Here is an 18,440-nt window from a genome sequence, read left to right on the forward strand (position 1 = left end):
GTTAGACGAGTTCGTGGATTTTGGCAAAAAAGACATCTTCGAGATTTTCTTCGGCTCTGGTGAAGCCGCTCGAAGGATCGCTGTCTGAAAAAACGTGGATCAGCGGATTGCCTCCGACGAGCTTGTTCGAAATCACCTTGTAATCTGTTTGGTATTGCGCCAACGCATGCTTGTCGATTTTTTTCTCCCAAACGCGCCCTTTGATTTGTTCGAGGGCTTCGTCCGTATTGCCGCTGAACAGGACCTTTCCTTTGTCCATAATGGCCATTTGCGTACACAATTCGCGCACGTCCTGGACGATATGCGTCGACAGGATCACAATTACGTTTTCACCGATTTCGCTCAAAATGTTGTAAAAGCGGTTGCGTTCCCCGGGATCGAGCCCGGCTGTGGGCTCGTCTACAATTACCAGTTTCGGGTTTCCGATAAGGCATTGTGCGATCCCGAAACGCTGTCGCATCCCGCCGCTGTAGCTGCTCACGGCGTTCTTGCGATGCTCCCAAAGATTGACTTTTACCAAGAGTTCGCCTACGATCTGGTTGCGCTCCGATTTATTGTCAAAGCCCTTCAGCAGCGCGAGATGGTCGAGCAAGTCAATTGCCGAGGTGCGAGGATAGACGCCAAATTCCTGTGGGAGATAGCCGAGCACCTTGCGAAGCGATGCTTTGTCGTTCAGAATGTCAATTCCGCCCAAATGAGCCGATCCGCTATCGACGTCCTGTAACGTGGCAAGGGTCCGCATCAAAGAGGATTTTCCGGCACCGTTGGGCCCGAGAAGCCCGAACATTCCTTTTTGGATAGTTAGCGAAACATCGTGAAGTGCGTGAACGCCATTCGGATATTTCTTGTCGATGTTGTTGATGACAAGTTCCATAAATGCGATTTTTGATTGATGATGAATGTTTGTTGGTCGTTGTAATGTAAGGAATTATGCGCAAAAAAAATCCCGCATGGTCAAGACGGGAATTTTGTTGGCAGGGTTGCATGTGTCAATCCGATTTTTTTGCACGCGCCACGACACCGCCATTTTCCGTGACGACCAACTGCGCGATTTTGTTACCGGATTTAATGAACCCGAACGTGAGATCGCGTTCTTTCGTAAAGAATACCGCCGCCGATTCGGGAAAAATATCAAAATTTTTGTCTCCCAAGGAAAGCGACAGATACGTTTTATTTGGCGTGACTGTAATTACGCCGTCCGCACTGTCGTATTTGCCTTGGAATTGCCTGAGTTGTTTGGGTGACATCCTGATCGACTTGCGCATATTCACATAAGGAACAGGGCCGTGATCGTAACTCAGGATGCGCGTCATCTTCCAATTTCCGTTTTCGAGCAGCCACAAATGGGTGAATTTTGCTACTCCGGATGCGAATTCCGGTTGGCCGTTTTCAGTCACGTAAAATTTGTGGTCGCCGGATAGGATCGCGCCGTAGATTTTCCCGTTTGACGCCATCGGATAAAATTGGATGCTGTTCTCGATCGGTTCCCGTCTGAGTCGCCAACCAGTCCGCGAGCAAAGGTTTTTTCGCGAGGTTTCCTCAAATGTTTGCCAGCCTTTTTGTAAGCCGCCTTTGTCGTGGTAGAATTCTACGTCATCGGCTATGAAGCGATGCATGCCGTCGATGTCGCAATTGTTGTATGCGGTCCAGAACGACCGGTCGCTTTCGCGTATGATGTTCTCAACATCAGTGGTTTGTCCGAGGCAGGTGAGGTTCAAAAAAAGCAACAGCAACCCGGCCCAATTTTGTAAAAATGGTTTCATGACTATAAGATAATGGGTTGCTGGTACTTTCTGAATTAATGTAGCATCCGGAATGGAGCCCCGAGAATTAATTATCCAATCTTCAAATTATCTAATCTTCAAATTATCAAATTATCTAATCTTCAAATTATCCAATCTTCAAATTATCCAATCTTCAAATTATCCAATCTGCAAATTATCCAATCTTCAAATTATCCAATCTTCAAATTATCTAATCTTCAAATTATCTAATTTTCAAATTATCCAATCTTCTAATTATCTAATCTTCAAATTATCCAATCTTCAAATTATCCAATCTTCAAATTATCTAATTATCTAATCTTCTAATTATCTAATCTTCTAATTATCTAATTATCTCATTGTTTCGAAACGCTTCCGCCCGAACTTTCGTCCTTAGTGAACGATTTTGGATCGTTGTTGTATTTCACCGAACCTCCGCTTGAGGCGCTTCCGTCAAGTTTAACGAGCGGGTGCACCAACGTGCTGCTTCCCGAACTTGCATCCGAGGTAATGTCGTTGGCCAAAAGGTCGCCTGCCTTGATCACGCTTCCGCTGGACGAATCGGTCTGTAAATCGAGCGCTTTGCCCGAAACTTCCATATTGCTGCCGCTCGAGGCTTCGACTGTCAGCTTTTCGGCTTCTATCGTTACAGTCATTGCGGCCCCGCTTGAGGTGGACAAATCTGTTTTTTCGCTGCGGATGATGCCTTCCGACTTGATATTGGATCCGCTTTCGGCATCAAGTCCTGAAACCTTTGGCATTTTTATCGTCACTTTTTTCGATGAAACGTTCGAGTAACTGTTGTATTCCGAAGTAATCACAAGAGTTTTGCCCTCGAGTTTGGTTTCGATCTTCGGCAACAGATTGTCATCGGCCTCGACCACGACGCTCACTTGATCCGATTGGATGATTACCACATCCAGGCCTCTTTCTGACCTCACATGGTCGAATTCTCCCGCGATCTGTCTCGTTTCGGTCTTTACGTTTCCGCTGCCTACGATGGTTTTCATATCGAAGTCACCGCATGAATTAAGGCTTAGCGTCAACAGCGCGGCGGCTGCAAAGGTGATGGTCGATTGGATGATGTTTTTCATTTTATTCGGTTTTGATGATTACTCCGTTTTCGTCGAGTTTCAAACTTTTCAATTTTCCCGACTCTGATTTTTGGCCATTTTCGATGCGGACGCCGTTTTTGTCGATCGTGATGGTTTTGGTACTGTCTTTTTCATTTCGGATCACCCAGCCGCCTGTCGTGTCGTTTTCGTCAAGGTCGGTTGCTGCATCATCCCAATCGTTTTCGTCAGCAGGACAGTCGAGGCAACGTACTTTGTCTTTTTCTACCTTATAATTGTATTCCCCAGAATAGTGCAGATTGAAGAAGCTGTCGTCGCTCCAGTCGTAATTTTCGACACTCTCGTCAGGTTTCAGGTAGATTCCGGCCGGGACGAAAAGATAGATTTCGACCTTCTGCTTGCGGAATTTGTTCTCGACCTGCGTAAGCAAATAATTGTCTAAAGTTAACTTATTTCCTTCAATGGTAAAGCCATAGTTGATTTTTTCCGAACGTTTGCGGGCATCCGAAAGCGATTTTCCGCGTGCGATTTTCTCAATTTGGATGTAAGGCAGCTTCTCGTCTGTTGACTGGATTGTGATGTGGACGTTATTCGAATAAATCACGTCATTGCCTTTCTCATCCTGGGTGAATTCGAATTCCTCGTGTCGGAAATCTTTCGCATAATAGTCATTGTACCGGAATTTTACGTGAAGCGTGTCTCCGGCGGAAACGTTCATCGTTTGTTTTTCGACAGTCATGCCGTCATACCCGATTTCCGTAGCTTGCTTGACGCCAAGGACGATCAATATCCCGACCGAGATCAGCCACAAGGCCAGCAATGTATATTTGGCAATGTTACCAATCGATTTGAGGTTGCTCACCAACAGTTTCAATCCCAGGATGAGCAGGAAGAATGTCGGAATCCCGAGTGCGAAAAATATTAGCGTTGCTACCATCCACAGCGAAAGGTCGGTGTAATTCACGGCCTCTGCATAACGGTTCAGCGGCATGTCTATGAAAAACGTCGACGATCCTAACGTAAACAGGCTGATGAATCCTATTATTAGCCAAAATGCGCAGGTAACGACGATCAGCGCGCCGAGCACTTTAGCGAACGCCTTGAATATCTTTCCCAAAACGTCGAGGATGTTGTTGGCAACGCGCTCGGCTCCGGTCTTGGCCTGGCTGCCTATTTGGCCGTAATTGGCATTTTTGAACTTGTCGGTTACGTTCTCGAACTCTTCCCGAACCTTCTTTTCGATGTTCGAAATGTTGACCGGTTCTCCTCGCATTTCCAGCTTTTCGGCCGTGGTTTGGGCGGCTGGCGTCACGATCCACAACACGAAATAAGCGATGATCCCGGTTCCGAAACCGGCAAAAACGAAGATTAAGAACAGGATCTTGATCCAGACGGCATCGATCCCGAAATAATGCCCGAGGCCTGTCGCAACACCGCCAACCATGCCTTTTTCAGTATCGCGGTACAATTTCTTCATGCGCTTGGTTCCGGGAATATCATACGAAGCGGCAGCGGCGGGTTGTCCGTCGTCTTCGATGCGGTAATCTTCCGGCTGGCCCATGATGGTGATCACCTCGTCAACTTCGCGGGAATTGATGACCTGTTTGTCGTGGGCATGCTTTTCGGATATGATCTCCGCAATGCGCATTTCGATGTCCTTGATGATTTCATCCTGACCGGTAGAATTGTTCAGCGAGCGTTTGATCGCCTCGAAGTAGCGGCTCAATTTCTGGTAAGCGTCTTCGTCTATGTGGAAGAACATTCCGCCGAGGTTAATATTTACAGTCTTGTTCATGATTGCGATTTTTGGTTGGTGATTATGTTGACGGCATCCGATAGTTCTGTCCAGGTACCGTTGAGTTCATTTAGAAAAATTTTGCCGTTTTCGGTCAGTCCGTAGTATTTGCGCGGCGGTCCCGAAGTAGATTCTTCCCATCGATAGGTGAGAAGTCCGTCGTTTTTTAACCTTGTGAGCAGCGGATATACCGTTCCTTCAACCACAAGCAGTTTGGCGCTTTTCAATGTTTCAAGGATTTCTGACGTATAAGCTTCCTTTTCGCGAAGGACGCTCAGGATGCAGAATTCGAGTACACCTTTGCGCATCTGGGCTTTTGTGTTTTCAATATTCATAATTCCACTTTTAATTGTGATGACGCCATCGGGTATTCGAAATAAGCGATGGATTCTGATTCGATGATTCGGTGTTGCGGCGCGATGGCCGGGCAGAGCGTGATCGCCCTGATTGGGCTTCCGTCCCGAAGTTCCGGTTCGGAAGTCGTTTCGGAAGTGACATTTGGCGGCGGTGCCAGTGTTCCAACGAGGAACATACAAAGCTGAGTGATGATTTTTAACATGTCCGTTTTTTGATTTTTTCCGCTGCGCTCCGAACAATTGGTTGCGCCTCGGCGATGAATGAAACCCGTGATGGATGATTGATGATGATGTGGGCTGATTAGACCCGGTAATCGATACAACTGGTTGATTAGGCCGTTGTCTGGTTGATTGGCGATTGGACTTCTCCTTCTTGAGGTAACTGATCCGACGGTGCAACTTCCTGCGGTTGATTAGGCGCAGCAAGAAAAGGAATGCATAGCGGATAGCGGTATTCGACTCCGTCGACAGCTTTCACGGCCGCATAAATGACAAGGAAGAATTCGGCGACTTTAAGGAAGAAGCAAAGCACGACCGCCATGATGCCCAATATTACGATTCCTGAAATATTCTCAGGCGTGTGGTCGGGCCCGACATAAAAACCGTCGTTGACCATGTGCTCGAAAGGAACATTCTTGAAAACCGTGAAGATGAAGATCGGAATACCGATAAGCGCCAGTACCAAAATATACGTGAAGATGCTCAATTGAAAGTTGAGCGCCTGACGACCGTGGTGATCGATGAAACGCGATTCTTTTTTAAATGCGCTCCAAAGGATTAGTGGGAATACGAAGCTTCCGAAAAACGGGAAGATCCATTGACCGAAAGTGCTTAGGTGCACTAACATTGCGGTTGATTTGTTTGCTGATGTTTCCATGATGATTGATTGACCTAGTAATTTCTTATGCAAATATATATATGAAAGCAAGTATCTTGTTTTGCATAGTACTAATATTTAACAAAAAGTTAACAGATGCGATGTTTTGATACGCTTTTAATGTATGTTTAAAAGGCTTACTGCCAGATGATTCACGGCAATTTTCGACAAGTTCGCAAACTTCGGGCAAGCTAATTACTAAATTCGCAGACTGCTCCTGCCAGCATTATTCAGTAAGTTAAACGTAAGATCCATAAGACCTAACAGGTCTATAAGACCTAACAGGTTTAAGACCTAGAACTCTAAATCCTACCGACGCGCGCCAACCAGTTTTCCGGAAATCGTTAACTTAGCAAAAAACCGCAGTATTCATGGGTATTTCCGCGAGCCAGTTCAACAAATTCCTGTTTTTTAAATTGCCGTCCGCTTATTGGTGCGGCGTCCGCGTTAAATCTATAGACGCGCAAAAGTGCGAGACGTCCGTGAAATTCAAATGGATTAACCAAAACCCGTTCAACTCGATGTACTTTGCGGTTCAGGCGATGGCTGCCGAGCTGGCGACGGGCGCGCTTGTCACCAATGCGATCAGGTCGTCGGGCGAGCCGGTTTCGATGCTCGTCGCCTCTAACAAATCATCGTTTTCCAAAAAAGCGGTAGGGCGCATCACCTTTACTTGCTCCGACGGAGAAAAAATCCAACAAGCCGTCGACGAAGCGATCCTCACAAATCAGGGAGTGACGTGCTGGATGCAGACAGTGGCGGTAAATGATAAAGGCGAGCAGGTTTCCGTCATGGATTTCGAATGGACCCTTAAACGGCGCCAGCGTTAAAACTGTGATAATTAACGTCTCTTTTCCTACCGCGCCCAGTTGCCGGTGCTATCTTTAGGGGAAAAACCATACGAAATGAAAGTACTCATTAGCGGCGCGACCGGTCTCATCGGGAAGCAACTCATCGCAAGGCTCGCAGCCCATCAGGTAAGCGTGCATTACCTTACGACGAAAAGGCAGGAAATTAAGAGTGAGCCGCATCTCAAAGGTTTTTTCTGGAATCCGGCAAAGGAGTTCATCGATGAGAAAAGCCTCGACGGCGTTGACGCGATCATCCATCTTGCTGGCGCGAACATTTCCAAGCGCTGGACACGCAAATACAAACAGGAAATCGTCGAGAGTCGCGTGTTGTCCGCCAATTTGTTGCTCAAGGCGCTAAAGGAAAACCCAAATTCCGTGCGCCAATTTATTTCCGCTTCAGCGATTGGCATCTACAAAGACAGCCTGACCGTCTACCACACGGAGAATTCAAGAGAGACGGAGCCAAGTTTTATAGGCTGTGTCGTAAAGAAATGGGAAGCTGCCGCCGATCGTTTTGCTTCGATGGGCATAAAGGTCTGCAAGGTAAGGACGGGCCTGGTGCTTGCCAGGGAAGGAGGAATGCTGCCTCAGGTGGCGCAGCCGGTCAAATTCGGTTTCGGAGCGGCATTCGGAAGCGGAAAGCAGTGGCAATCGTGGATTCACATAAACGACCTTGTCGAGATATACATTGCGGCATTGCAACAGGGTTGGGAAGGAACGTTCAACGCAACAGCGCCTGTTCCGGTAACAAACCAGGAAATGGTCGCCGCGATCGCCAAGGCATTGAATAAGCCGTATTTCATGCCGAACCTGCCCGAATGGCTCTTAAAGCTGATGCTAGGGGAAATGGCGACATTGTTGTTCCTCTCACAAAAAGTCAGTCCGGAGCGAACCATAGAAATGGGCTATCGTTTCCAGTATGAAACGATTGAAAAAGCACTTCCCGCATTACTCAAATAAAAAAAGCCCCGATTTCGATCAGGGCTTTTCCTATTAACAGGTGAATTAATAATGTCTTATGCCCGAGGGCTTAACCTTTGAATTTTTTCTTTCAAACAAACATAACGAATCGAAATCGAAATAGTTGTAAAAAAAACGCTAAAATTTGAACCCGGGCTGTTTTTCGATGATCTATTGTGGATTTCGTTCCGATATTTCCCATTGACTTGTCATTGTCATTTCTCTATAATTGTCATCCGGCTTTTTTAAAATGACAATTTGACATTTGTCCGATTTTGGAACTACATTTGCACCCTCGCGCACGCCTTGTTTTTTCGGCAACATTGAAGCATCGGATTATCATTCTGTCTTCAGCCGAATAGACGATGCGCATCCGAATAAAATCAACAAATCAACAATAAATCCAGCAATGGCGACAGATAACAACGAAAACATCCACGACAACAAACCCGAATTCGACGAACAAACCCTGGAGGCAAATGCCAATGGAGAACAGGTAATTGTTGACCAATTGTCAGTCGAGGAACAGCTTCGCGAAGATTTGGGCAAAGAGAAAGACAAGTTTTTGCGACTTTTTGCCGAATTTGAAAACTTCAAGAAACGCAATGCCAAGGAACGCATCGATCTTTTTAAGACTGCAAACCAGGAAGTGCTTTTGGCATTGCTGCCGGTTCTCGACGATTTTGATCGCGCTATGGCCGAGATAAGCAAAGCCGGAGATGAAAATCTTCTCAAAGGCGTTTCCCTGATCCACGATAAGTTCAGGAATACGCTTTCGGCTAAAGGATTGGAGCAGGTCGAAGTAAAAGCAGGCGATGCATTTGATGCTGATTTTGCCGAAGCCATCACGCAAATTCCCGCTTCATCTGCTGAATTGAAAGGCAAAATCGTCGATGTGATCGAAAAAGGGTATAAGTTGGGCGACAAGATCATCCGCTTTCCGAAAGTCGTGACCGGTCAATGATAATTAGCAAATGTGATAATTGGCGAATTAGCGAATGTGATAATTAGCGAATTAGCGAATTTGGGAGTTGGCAATGTAATACACTATGCGCTGTGCACAAATCCGATGCAGTGAACGTCAGCGAAGTACGCAGTTAGAAAATCAATTTTGAGCTGAATCAGCCTGAGAGAAAATGAAAAAAGATTATTACGAAATATTAGGTGTCTCCAAGCAAGCGGACGCTGCCGAAATCAAGAAAGCATATCGCAAGAAAGCGATCGAATACCACCCTGACAAAAATCCGGGCGATAAGCAGGCCGAGGAAAATTTCAAGACGGCGGCCGAGGCATATGAGGTATTGAGCGATCCGCAAAAGCGCCAGCAATATGACCAGTTCGGTCATCAGGCGTTCAATGGAGGCGGTGGTTTTGGCGGCGGCCAGCACATGAATATGGACGATATCTTCAGCCAGTTCGGCGATATCTTCGGATCCGCGTTTGGAGGCGGTTTCGGTGGCTTTGGCGGCGGTGGCGGCCAACGTCGCGCCAAGGGGAGCAACCTGCGTATCAAAGTGAAGTTGACGCTTGAGGAAATCGTCAACGGAGTCGAGAAAAAAATAAAGGTGAAACGCAAGGTGCAAGCCAAAGGTGTTACTTATAAAACGTGTCCGACGTGTAACGGCCAGGGTCAGGTGATGCGTGTGACCAATACTATTTTGGGACGCATGCAGTCGGCCTCGACCTGTCCGCAATGTCAGGGTATCGGTCAGATTATCGATAACAAGCCAAAGGATTCCGACGCTTTCGGAATGGTTGCGGAAGACGAGACCGTATCGATCAAAATCCCGGCAGGCGTTTCGGATGGCATGCAACTCAAAGTCGCCAATAAAGGAAACGACGCTCCCGGAAACGGCATTCCCGGCGACCTCATTGTCGCCATAGAGGAAACCGAGCACGAATTCCTCAAGCGCGAAGGCGAAAATCTCCATTACGATCTCTATATCAGTTTTCCCGAAGCCGTTTTGGGCATTGCGAAAGACATCGATGCCGTCAACGGGAAAGTGCGCATCAAACTCGAAGAAGGCATACAATCCGGAAAAATATTAAGACTCAAAGGCAAAGGCGTACCAAGTCTTAACAGCTACGCGACCGGTGATTTGTTGGTTCACGTAAACGTCTGGACGCCACGGGAGTTGTCAAAAGAGCAAAAGCAATTCTTCGAAAAATCGCTTAACGATGCGAATTTTGCACCTTCGCCGGAAAAGAGCGAAAAATCTTTTTTTGAAAAAGTCAAGGATATGTTTTCATAATTGGAAAAACCTTGTTATTTTTGACATTGTTACTAGGTAACTAGTAATTTCTTTTTCATAGCAATTTTTCCCATCCTTGTGCAAATAAGGGTGGGTTTTTTTTGGTTTGAGGTTTAAAGTTATAGGTTTAAAGTTTAAAGTTGTCGACGAGGGTTAACATTGAACTTTAAACAATTTTAAACTACTTTTACGCCACTAAAAAACCAACATGACCAACATTCTCGAAGTGCGTAACGTCGTCAAGCAATACGGCGACTACACGGCCTTGAACTCCGTTTCGCTTTCCGTGCCCAAGGGCAGTATTTACGGGCTTTTAGGGCCTAATGGAGCCGGAAAGACGTCCCTGATACGCATCATCAACCAAATTACTTATCCAGACTCGGGCGAAGTTGTGCTCGACGGCGAAAAGCTCGGGCCGAAACACATCGGGCACATCGGATACTTGCCGGAAGAGCGCGGCCTTTACAAATCGATGAAGGTGGGCGATCAATGCTTGTACTTGGCCCAGCTCAAAGGATTGTCGCATGCCGAAGCCAAGCAGCAACTCGAATATTGGTTCGACCGCCTCGAGATAAAAGGATGGTGGAACAAGAAAATCCAGGAACTTTCGAAGGGAATGGCCCAAAAGATACAGTTCGTCGTCACGGTGCTGCACAAGCCGAAACTGCTGATTTTCGACGAGCCTTTTTCCGGATTCGACCCGGTGAATGCCAATATCATCAAAGACGAAATCCTCGCGCTCAAAAAGCAAGGTGCCACGATCATTTTTTCGACGCACCGAATGGAATCCGTAGAGGAATTGTGTGATGACATTGCGCTGATCCACAAATCCAACAAACTCATCGAAGGCAAACTTATCGACGTCAAGCGAGCGCACCGCACTCAAAATTTTGAGGTCGGCATCGTTACGGACAATGTCGAAGGGCTGATGTATGATCTTACGCAGCAATTCATGGTTTCCCAGGCCGACTTCAAATCCCTCAACGACGAATTGAAACTCAGTATCCAGATCGGCGACGCCCGTCCGAACGAGTTGTTGTCGCTGCTTACCAACCGCGGACAAGTGACCCACTTCGTAGAGAAAATCCCGAGCGTGAACGACATTTTTATACGGACGGTTACGGAGAAGGTTGAGGTTTGAAGTTTAAGGTTTAAAGTTTAAAGTTTGAGGTTTAAAGTTTGAAGTTCAAAAATGAAAGTACGGACCTTATCTTGGACAACACCAAATTGAATACTACGGAGCCTAGGATCCAGAATCAAATAAACACCCGGGGCGCGGCCGGATCGTATGGAGCGCAACAGAATAAAATCAAACGAATCAATAATACATGAGTGCCCTTACCCTGATCATCAAACGCGAATTCATCGCCAAAGTCCGCAATAAATCGTTTATCGTCATGACGTTCCTGAGCCCGTTGATCTTCGCCGGGATTGCGTTGCTTATCGGATATCTGGGATCGCTCAAAGCCGACCAGAAGACGATTGCCATCCACGACGAGACCGGCCTGTTCTTCCACGATTTCAAGGCGGACGACGAACACCGCTTCGCCGATTATTCCCAAACCGACGTCAAAACACTCCAGGATTCCGTCGGCGGCCACGCTTACGAAGGCGTGCTCGTCATTCCAAAGGCCGCGTCCAACGCGGAACTCCAACAAAGCATCGTCTATTATTCCGATGAAGATCCCGGCATCATGTTCATGGAAAACATCGAAGACGTAATCGCCCGCCGTCTTACAAAAGACAATTACCTCAAGTCAGGACTCGATTCGCTAAAGATCCAACAGGCCAACGCCGATGTTTCCATCAAACTCAAAAAATCATCAGGAGAAGACAGCATCAAAGGCATCAACTGGCTTAAAATTACACTAGGCGGGCTTTTCGGCTACCTGATCATGATGTTTATCATCATTTATGGCAACATGGTCATGCGCAGCGTCATCGAAGAAAAGACGAACCGCATTATCGAGATCATCATTTCGTCGGTAAAGCCGTTCCAGCTCATGATGGGCAAAATCATCGGGACGTCACTTGCAGGCGTGCTCCAGTTCTCGATTTGGGCCATCATCGGGCTCGTGATCATGGCGGTAGCGACCTCTTTGTTCGGCGTCGACATGCCAAGCGCCCAAGCCTCGACCCAGGCAATGGCGATGGCCGAAAATTCCGGAACGATACAGGTTTTGATACGCGAAGCCGGCAACCTCCCGATCATTACGATGATTGTTTCGTTCATTATTTTCTTTGTCGGAGGTTATTTCCTTTACAGCTCGCTTTATGCCGCCATCGGTGCCGCCGTAGACAACGAAACCGATTCCCAGCAATTCCTTTTGCCCATTATGTTGCCTCTCATATTAGGCGTCTATATCGGATTTTTTACCGTCATCAACGACCCTCACGGCGGTGTAGCCACTACGTTTTCGTTCATTCCGCTAACATCTCCTATCGTGATGCTGATGCGTATACCGTTCGGCGTGCCTTGGTGGCAAATCGTCCTGTCGATGGCGATCTTGTTCGCAACCTTCCTCGGCGTGGTGTGGTTTGCCGCCAAAATCTATCGCATCGGCATTTTGATGTACGGCAAAAAACCGACATGGAAAGAGATGTTTAAGTGGATGAGGTATTCTAATTAGCGAATTAGCGAATTAGGGAATTAGCGAATTGGCGAATCGACACATTTCCGTCCGTTAATTATCCCATTCGCTAATTAGTAGCAATTCCGGCTGTCCGCTACCAGTTTTGCGGGCCGGGGGCTTTTTTGCAACTCGTTTTGCGGGCTTCCTTCGGTCGCCCGCACACTTCGGCAAAAAAATGCGCCACGGCCCACAAAAGCTGACCGCTTCCATCCGGGCTAGGAATTCCGTCCCATGTCCGAAATTTGTCAAAACCATATCATCTGTTTTTGCGCGAACTTTCGTAAATTTCCCTGCTAAGCAAAAAAAATGATAAGCGAACACACCCATTCGCTAATTCGCTAATTATCACATTCGCTAATTAAAATGTCCAGAATCCTCCTCATAGAAGACGAAGCCGCCATCCGCCGCGTTCTCGGTAAAATCCTTTCCGAAGAAAACGACACCTACAAAGTCGAAGAAGCCGAAGATGGCGTGCAAGGCCTCGAAAAAATAAAAGCCAACGATTACGACCTCGTGCTGTGCGACATCAAGATGCCCAAGATGGACGGCGTCGAGCTGCTTGAAGCCGTGAAAAAGATAAAGCCGGAAATCCCGATGGTCATGATTTCGGGTCACGGCGACATGGAAACGGCCATCCACGCGATGAAGCTTGGCGCATTCGACTACATCTCGAAACCGCCAGACCTGAACCGCCTTTTGAACACGGTGCGCAACGCCCTAGACAAAAAGCAGCTTGTCGTCGAAAACAAGATACTCAAAAAGAAAGTCAGTCGAAACTACGAAATGGTCGGCAATAGCGAGCCCATTTTCCATATCAAGGAAATGGTCGAAAAAGTCGCCCCTACCGAAGCGCGCGTGCTCATAACCGGCCCAAACGGCACCGGAAAGGAACTCGTCGCCCACCAATTGCACGAAAAAAGCGAGCGGGCGAATGCCCCGCTGATCGAAGTGAATTGCGCCGCGATCCCGTCCGAACTCATCGAAAGCGAATTGTTCGGCCACGTCAAAGGCGCGTTTACGTCTGCCGTGAAAGACCGCGCAGGCAAGTTCGAAGCCGCCGACAAAGGCACGATCTTCCTCGACGAGATCGGCGACATGAGCTTATCGGCCCAAGCCAAAGTGTTGCGCGCCCTTCAGGAAAGCAAGATTTCACGCGTCGGGGACGAAAAGGAAATAAAAGTCGACGTGCGCGTGATCGCCGCTACCAACAAAGACCTCAAACACGAAATTTCCGAAGGCCGCTTCCGCGAGGATTTGTACCATCGACTGGCCGTGATCCTGATCAAAGTGCCGGCTTTGAACGAGCGCCGGGACGACATTCCGCTTCTCGTCGAACATTTCGCATCGAAAATAGGAGAGGAGCAGGGCAAGGAAACCAAGCGTTTTTCGGACGCGGCCCTCAAGCTGTTGCAGGAATACGATTGGACGGGGAACATACGCGAGTTGCGCAATGTCGTCGAACGCCTGATTATTCTCGGCGGGAGCGAAATATCAGAAAACGACGTCAAACTTTTTGCCAGTAAATGATGAGGTTCCGTTCAAAAATAGGCATTGAATTGCTGGTCATCGTCGGTGTTGCCGTGGGTGCGACCGCTTATGGTTTCATAGAAGACCACACCGTAATCGGCTTGGTGCTCATCAGTGTTTTTGCCGCGTATTTTCTGTACATGGCGGCAAACACTTCATATTGGATCGAAGGTGGCTTGCTCCACATCCGTTGCGGGCTTTGGAGGCGGAAAATCGACGTTTCCAGGATTCACAGGATCGAGACATCGCGAAACCTCGTCAGCTCTCCCGCCATGTCGCTCGACCGGCTCGAGATTTATTATGATAAAATGAACTCGGTGGTAATCTCCCCAAAAGATAAGATTGGTTTCGTAAAGGCGCTTAAAAATGCCCAGCCCAACCTCGAGATAAGGGTCAAAGGATGGGATATGGCCACGGTCTGACGCAAAAAAAGCATGCATGAAGTTCTTAAAATTATTCCGGAAACCCGAATCGATTGCGACCAATTACGCGGAGTTTTGGGCTTGGTTCACGCACCACGAGGCCGAGCTTTTCCGGATAATCCGAAAAAACAACGACATCGAACGCAACTTCCTCGACCGCGTCTTTGCGCAATTGAGCCAGATCAACAGTTCTATTTTCCTGTTGGCGGGAATGTCGGGCGATAATCAGGCCGAGCTGGTTTTTTCTCCAGACGGTTCCATCGGAAACATCGTTTTTACCGAAGAACTCGTGGCGGCGGCGCCCCATTTGAAGCGATGGAAATTTACGGCATTGAAACCCGCGATCAATGACGTCAGCATCGATTATTCCGGATATGTGTTTTCGGTAGCCAATCTGTCGTTCTCGGTTCGCCAACGTCCCGAGTTTCCGGATGAGATCAACCTGGCCGTAATTTTTCCCGATTTTACGGAATCCGAAAAGGACAACATCCTGAACGGCGTGATGATTTTCCTCGACAATTTCCTCGGAGAACTTGAAACCGTGACCCAAATCGACGCCGTAGCGGTAATCGCCACTGCCGAACCGGGATCGGAAATCATTCCGATGTCGAAACTTCCTGATTACCTCAATTGGCGCGAAAAAGAGTTCGTGGAAAAATACGAAGGGCGCCGCAAGAATACCCAAAACGATCGCTACACGAGCACCGAAGTGCTGCTCGACGACGGTTCGCCCATCCTTTCCCTCTACAATTCCGATTTGCTCGAATGGGACGCAAAAGCCTCTCATCCGTGGATTTTACATATCGAGATAGAGTACGACGGCCTTGTCAAAAACGGCGGCATGCCAGACGTGGAAACCTATGCGTTGATGGACGCGTTCGAGCAACTGCTCATGGACGAACTCAGGGACGCGAACGGTTATCTCAACGTTGGGCGCGAAACCGGATGCAGCCTGAGGGAAATTTTCTTCGCCTGTAAAGAATTTCGTCATGCATCAAGGAAAGTTTCGGAAGTTATTGCCAACTTTGCCGACACTTTGCCGGTGTTCTATACGATTTACAAGGACAAATACTGGCATTCGCTCGAGCGTTTCCGAATCGCCGAAGACGATCAGGGCCTCGACGAAACCGACGAATTTTAATTTAAAGACAACAAATTGCAACTCAAGAAAATAAATCCGAATCTCCAAAAAGCACTTGCCGAAAGCGGGCTCGAAGACGCGTTTGAACTGATATCCGACACCTGGTCGACGATCAAGAGCGGTGCCGACTGCGTGGCGGCTTCTCCCAAACAATCCGGAAAGTCGACGATGTTGGTCCTGCATGCGATCCAAAAACTCCAAAAGGCGGAAGGGGAAAGTACGAGGGCTCTGATCTTGACGGAAGACAAGGAGAGTGTGCTCGAAATGGTGTCAATCTTCGAGCAATATGCTGAATATACCAACTTGCGCGTGTTGGGGACACACGACAAAGGCGACATCGATTACGACAAAAACCAGATTTCACTAGGTGTGGACATTTTGGTCGGGACGCCTACAAAGATCAACGCCCTTTTCGCCTCGGCTGGTTTTAACCTGACGACCGTAAAATTCTTAGGGATTGACGACGCAGACGTTTTGTTCAAACTGCGACACGACGCGGTAATATTGCGCCTGGCGGAAAGTATCGCCAAGACACAGTATGTTTTCACATGTTCGGAAATTACCGAAAGGGTGGAAATACTGGCAGACAAAATCATGACGGAGCCTTTGTTTTTTGAGGCGGGAGACGACGATGAACAGGATGATTCCGGAAGTGAAGAAGAATAGGAAAGGCCGTTTTTTTCGGCGGTTGCTTCGCGTTTTCGGCGTCTTGTTGCTGATTCACTTGCTGGCGCTGACATTTCTATATTTTTTTCAGGAAAAATTGATTTTTCACGCGCCGCCTGCGCTCGCCCAAAATTACAAGTTCGATTACCCGGCCTCTTTTGAGGAAATCCGTATTCCCACCTCAGGGAATGTTTCGCTTCACGGATTGCTTTTCCACACCGAAAAACCGGCGAAAGGACTCGTTTTCTACCTTCACGGAAACGGCGGGTCGCTCGAGGGCTGGGGCTACATGAGCGACGTTTACACCAAATTGGGTTACGATCTGTTCATCCTCGACTATCGCAGCTACGGCAAAAGCGGAGGCGAGATAACCGACATGCAGGAATTTCTCGACGATATCCGGACGGCTTACAATAAGATGAAAACCCGTTATCGGGATGAGAAAATCATCGTTGCGGGATTTTCGATAGGAACCGGCCCGGCGGCTTGGCTTTCATCGGTAGAACATCCCCGAATGCTGATCTTGCAGGCGCCTTATTACGATTTGGCGGCTGTCGCTGGAAAGCGTTTTCCGATGGTGCCGATGTCGTTGCTGCGCTATAATTTTACGACATCCGCCTATTTGAAGAATGTGGATTGTCCGGTTTTTATGTTCCACGGAACCGCCGACAGGGTCGTTGCATTCGACAATTCACCTCGGATAAAGTCAGAAAACCCAAACGTCAATTTTTTTCCGATCGAAGGCCTCGGCCATATTCGGTTCAACGACGACCCGGAATTCCAGCGTCATCTCGAAGCAATCCTCAAATAACTATCGGATACTCTTCACGAATCTTACCAACAGCGAGATCAAAATTCCGAAAATCGCGACAAATGCAAACGAATAACGCAAGCTCGATTCCTCTGCTATATAGCCTATGACGGGCGGGCCGGTTAGAAATCCGAGGAAACTTACGCTGGTCACAACCGTCAGGGCGGCGCTGGTCGGAACATTCGGGTTTGATCCGGCGATGCTGAACACAATCGGGAAAATCATCGAAACGCCAATCCCTACGAGCATAAAACAAAATGTGGCCGGAATCAGGTACGGAAAGGCAACCGAGCACGCCAAACCGATTGAGACGGTAATGCCACTGACGATGAGAATGCGGCGGCGGCCGAATTTCGCCACGAGTTTGTCGCTCAAAAAGCGTCCGAAAGTCATCGTGATCATAAATGCGGAATAGCCCAACATGGCAAGTGCACCTTCTGCGTTGACCACGTCCCGAAAGTAAACGCCGCTCCAGTCATACATGACGCCTTCGCTCGTTCGGCAACAAAATGCGATCAGGCCCAGCCACGGCAGGACGCCCGAAAATGCAGCCCAAAAGCTGGTTTCCTGTTGTTGCTGGCGTGGTTTGGCCTTTACGAGGTATTTGTAATTGGTCAGGATGAGGAGCAACACCACGATTGCGGTAAACATAAAATGGATCGCCGGCGAATAACCCAACGCGTTCATTCCCATACCGGTGAGCGCGCCAAAAAATCCGGCGAGGCTCCACGATCCGTGGAAAGAACCCATGATTGGTTTTGGGAAAAGACCTTCGGCATACACGCCTTGAGTGTTGATGGCAATATTGCAAAAGTTGCCGGCGATCCCAAAAAATACCAACGCCAGGGCCAAATGCCACGATTCCTGCGAAAGCCCCAACGTGACCAACGCGCAGACATAAAGTGACAACGCGATAATCGAAACCTTGATGCTGCCGTACTTCACCACGGTTTTGCCCGAAATTGGCAACGCGATCAATTGTCCGATAGGGATGGCAAACAAAATGGTTCCCAGGTCGGCTTCGCTGAGGTCGAGGTTATTCTTGATATCCGGAATACGGCTCGCCCACGATGCAAAGGCGTATCCCATGCCAAAGTAAAACAGCGTGACGGCCCAGCGCACCCGGTTGAGATAGGACTGTTTGGCATTCCGGAACGACTTTTTATACTTGGGTTTCGGAAGGATTTTATCGAGGAAATTGCTGTAATCTATCAGAGGCATGATCAGGAATTTGCTGCAAAATTAAACATTCGCGCCCAAAGGTTGCTTGTGATTCGACGTCTGGCCGGCAGTAAAAGCTTGCGATAGCTGTC

At 48.0% G+C, this 18,440-nt stretch carries 19 protein-coding genes; 11 read left to right on the forward strand and 8 right to left on the reverse strand.

Translation table 11 applies throughout. The features are described from left to right. Window position 1: 1 nt before the first annotated feature. The 7 genes from HC229_RS08280 to HC229_RS08310 form a co-directional block, all read right to left on the reverse strand. Complete coding sequence (locus HC229_RS08280) at window positions 2-874, reverse strand: ABC transporter ATP-binding protein (protein WP_191020013.1); 873 nt, start codon at window positions 872-874, stop codon at window positions 2-4. A gap of 115 nt (window positions 875-989) precedes the next feature. Continuing rightward, complete coding sequence (locus HC229_RS08285; RefSeq protein ID WP_191020014.1) at window positions 990-1,763, reverse strand: nuclear transport factor 2 family protein; 774 nt, start codon at window positions 1,761-1,763, stop codon at window positions 990-992. 356 nt (window positions 1,764-2,119) lie between these two features. Further along, window positions 2,120-2,857, reverse strand: coding sequence for a head GIN domain-containing protein (locus HC229_RS08290; RefSeq protein ID WP_191020015.1), 738 nt, complete (start codon window positions 2,855-2,857; stop codon window positions 2,120-2,122). A gap of 1 nt (window position 2,858) precedes the next feature. Then, the gene (locus tag HC229_RS08295) at window positions 2,859-4,631 is read right to left on the reverse strand and encodes a PspC domain-containing protein (protein WP_191020016.1); all 1,773 of its coding nucleotides are present in this window, start codon (window positions 4,629-4,631) and stop codon (window positions 2,859-2,861) included. Beyond that, entirely contained in the window at window positions 4,628-4,966 is a 339-nt protein-coding gene (locus HC229_RS08300) for a PadR family transcriptional regulator (protein WP_191020017.1), read from the reverse strand. Before HC229_RS08300 ends, HC229_RS08295 begins: the two co-directional genes overlap by 4 nt. Beyond that, window positions 4,963-5,190: a hypothetical protein gene (locus HC229_RS08305; protein ID WP_191020018.1), complete on the reverse strand. Its 228-nt coding sequence runs from the start codon at window positions 5,188-5,190 to the stop codon at window positions 4,963-4,965. The genes HC229_RS08300 and HC229_RS08305 overlap by 4 nt, the downstream gene beginning before the upstream one ends. Before the next feature lie 128 nt (window positions 5,191-5,318). Beyond that, window positions 5,319-5,834: a DUF4870 domain-containing protein gene (locus tag HC229_RS08310; protein ID WP_255508178.1), complete on the reverse strand. Its 516-nt coding sequence runs from the start codon at window positions 5,832-5,834 to the stop codon at window positions 5,319-5,321. Between the two features lie 401 nt (window positions 5,835-6,235). Between HC229_RS08310 and HC229_RS08315 the strand changes: the two genes are divergently transcribed. From HC229_RS08315 to HC229_RS08365, 11 genes are all read left to right on the forward strand, one after another. Beyond that, the gene (locus tag HC229_RS08315) at window positions 6,236-6,694 is read left to right on the forward strand and encodes a DUF4442 domain-containing protein (RefSeq protein ID WP_191020020.1); all 459 of its coding nucleotides are present in this window, start codon (window positions 6,236-6,238) and stop codon (window positions 6,692-6,694) included. Between the two features lie 75 nt (window positions 6,695-6,769). Next, on the forward strand, window positions 6,770-7,675 hold the full coding sequence (locus HC229_RS08320) for a TIGR01777 family oxidoreductase (RefSeq protein ID WP_191020021.1): 906 nt from the start codon (window positions 6,770-6,772) through the stop codon (window positions 7,673-7,675). A 409-nt stretch (window positions 7,676-8,084) separates the two neighbouring features. Next, complete coding sequence (locus HC229_RS08325; RefSeq protein WP_191020022.1) at window positions 8,085-8,639, forward strand: nucleotide exchange factor GrpE; 555 nt, start codon at window positions 8,085-8,087, stop codon at window positions 8,637-8,639. 172 nt (window positions 8,640-8,811) lie between these two features. Further along, window positions 8,812-9,927, forward strand: a complete 1,116-nt coding sequence (gene dnaJ / locus HC229_RS08330; protein WP_191020023.1) for a molecular chaperone DnaJ — start codon at window positions 8,812-8,814, stop codon at window positions 9,925-9,927. A gap of 208 nt (window positions 9,928-10,135) precedes the next feature. Then, window positions 10,136-11,068: an ABC transporter ATP-binding protein gene (locus tag HC229_RS08335; RefSeq protein ID WP_191020024.1), complete on the forward strand. Its 933-nt coding sequence runs from the start codon at window positions 10,136-10,138 to the stop codon at window positions 11,066-11,068. A 187-nt stretch (window positions 11,069-11,255) separates the two neighbouring features. Continuing rightward, window positions 11,256-12,557, forward strand: coding sequence for an ABC transporter permease (locus tag HC229_RS08340; protein ID WP_191020025.1), 1,302 nt, complete (start codon window positions 11,256-11,258; stop codon window positions 12,555-12,557). Between the two features lie 366 nt (window positions 12,558-12,923). After that, window positions 12,924-14,087, forward strand: a complete 1,164-nt coding sequence (locus tag HC229_RS08345) for a sigma-54-dependent transcriptional regulator (RefSeq protein ID WP_191020026.1) — start codon at window positions 12,924-12,926, stop codon at window positions 14,085-14,087. After that, complete coding sequence (locus tag HC229_RS08350; RefSeq protein WP_191020027.1) at window positions 14,084-14,509, forward strand: PH domain-containing protein; 426 nt, start codon at window positions 14,084-14,086, stop codon at window positions 14,507-14,509. The genes HC229_RS08345 and HC229_RS08350 overlap by 4 nt, the downstream gene beginning before the upstream one ends. Before the next feature lie 16 nt (window positions 14,510-14,525). Then, window positions 14,526-15,650, forward strand: a complete 1,125-nt coding sequence (locus HC229_RS08355; RefSeq protein ID WP_191020028.1) for a DUF695 domain-containing protein — start codon at window positions 14,526-14,528, stop codon at window positions 15,648-15,650. 15 nt (window positions 15,651-15,665) lie between these two features. Continuing rightward, window positions 15,666-16,316: a DEAD/DEAH box helicase gene (locus HC229_RS08360; protein ID WP_191020029.1), complete on the forward strand. Its 651-nt coding sequence runs from the start codon at window positions 15,666-15,668 to the stop codon at window positions 16,314-16,316. Window positions 16,317-16,413: 97 nt separating this feature from the next. Further along, entirely contained in the window at window positions 16,414-17,127 is a 714-nt protein-coding gene (locus HC229_RS08365) for an alpha/beta hydrolase (protein WP_191020030.1), read from the forward strand. Here the strand turns inward: HC229_RS08365 and HC229_RS08370 are convergent, their stop codons facing one another. Then, on the reverse strand, window positions 17,128-18,348 hold the full coding sequence (locus tag HC229_RS08370) for an MFS transporter (protein ID WP_191020031.1): 1,221 nt from the start codon (window positions 18,346-18,348) through the stop codon (window positions 17,128-17,130). It lies immediately after the preceding gene. Window positions 18,349-18,440: the final 92 nt, after the last annotated feature.

This window comes from Flavobacterium selenitireducens (genome assembly GCF_014748335.1).
GTDB lineage: Bacteria > Bacteroidota > Bacteroidia > Flavobacteriales > Flavobacteriaceae > Flavobacterium > Flavobacterium selenitireducens.

Coding starts and splice junctions, on each gene's coding strand:
- HC229_RS08280 (WP_191020013.1), bottom strand. CDS start 874: ATGGAACTTGTCATCAACAACATCGACAAGAAATATCCGAATGGCGTT.
- HC229_RS08285 (WP_191020014.1), bottom strand. CDS start 1,763: ATGAAACCATTTTTACAAAATTGGGCCGGGTTGCTGTTGCTTTTTTTG.
- HC229_RS08290 (WP_191020015.1), bottom strand. CDS start 2,857: ATGAAAAACATCATCCAATCGACCATCACCTTTGCAGCCGCCGCGCTG.
- HC229_RS08295 (WP_191020016.1), bottom strand. CDS start 4,631: ATGAACAAGACTGTAAATATTAACCTCGGCGGAATGTTCTTCCACATA.
- HC229_RS08300 (WP_191020017.1), bottom strand. CDS start 4,966: ATGAATATTGAAAACACAAAAGCCCAGATGCGCAAAGGTGTACTCGAA.
- HC229_RS08305 (WP_191020018.1), bottom strand. CDS start 5,190: ATGTTAAAAATCATCACTCAGCTTTGTATGTTCCTCGTTGGAACACTG.
- HC229_RS08310 (WP_255508178.1), bottom strand. CDS start 5,834: ATGTTAGTGCACCTAAGCACTTTCGGTCAATGGATCTTCCCGTTTTTC.
- HC229_RS08315 (WP_191020020.1), top strand. CDS start 6,236: ATGGGTATTTCCGCGAGCCAGTTCAACAAATTCCTGTTTTTTAAATTG.
- HC229_RS08320 (WP_191020021.1), top strand. CDS start 6,770: ATGAAAGTACTCATTAGCGGCGCGACCGGTCTCATCGGGAAGCAACTC.
- HC229_RS08325 (WP_191020022.1), top strand. CDS start 8,085: ATGGCGACAGATAACAACGAAAACATCCACGACAACAAACCCGAATTC.
- dnaJ (WP_191020023.1), top strand. CDS start 8,812: ATGAAAAAAGATTATTACGAAATATTAGGTGTCTCCAAGCAAGCGGAC.
- HC229_RS08335 (WP_191020024.1), top strand. CDS start 10,136: ATGACCAACATTCTCGAAGTGCGTAACGTCGTCAAGCAATACGGCGAC.
- HC229_RS08340 (WP_191020025.1), top strand. CDS start 11,256: ATGAGTGCCCTTACCCTGATCATCAAACGCGAATTCATCGCCAAAGTC.
- HC229_RS08345 (WP_191020026.1), top strand. CDS start 12,924: ATGTCCAGAATCCTCCTCATAGAAGACGAAGCCGCCATCCGCCGCGTT.
- HC229_RS08350 (WP_191020027.1), top strand. CDS start 14,084: ATGATGAGGTTCCGTTCAAAAATAGGCATTGAATTGCTGGTCATCGTC.
- HC229_RS08355 (WP_191020028.1), top strand. CDS start 14,526: ATGAAGTTCTTAAAATTATTCCGGAAACCCGAATCGATTGCGACCAAT.
- HC229_RS08370 (WP_191020031.1), bottom strand. CDS start 18,348: ATGCCTCTGATAGATTACAGCAATTTCCTCGATAAAATCCTTCCGAAA.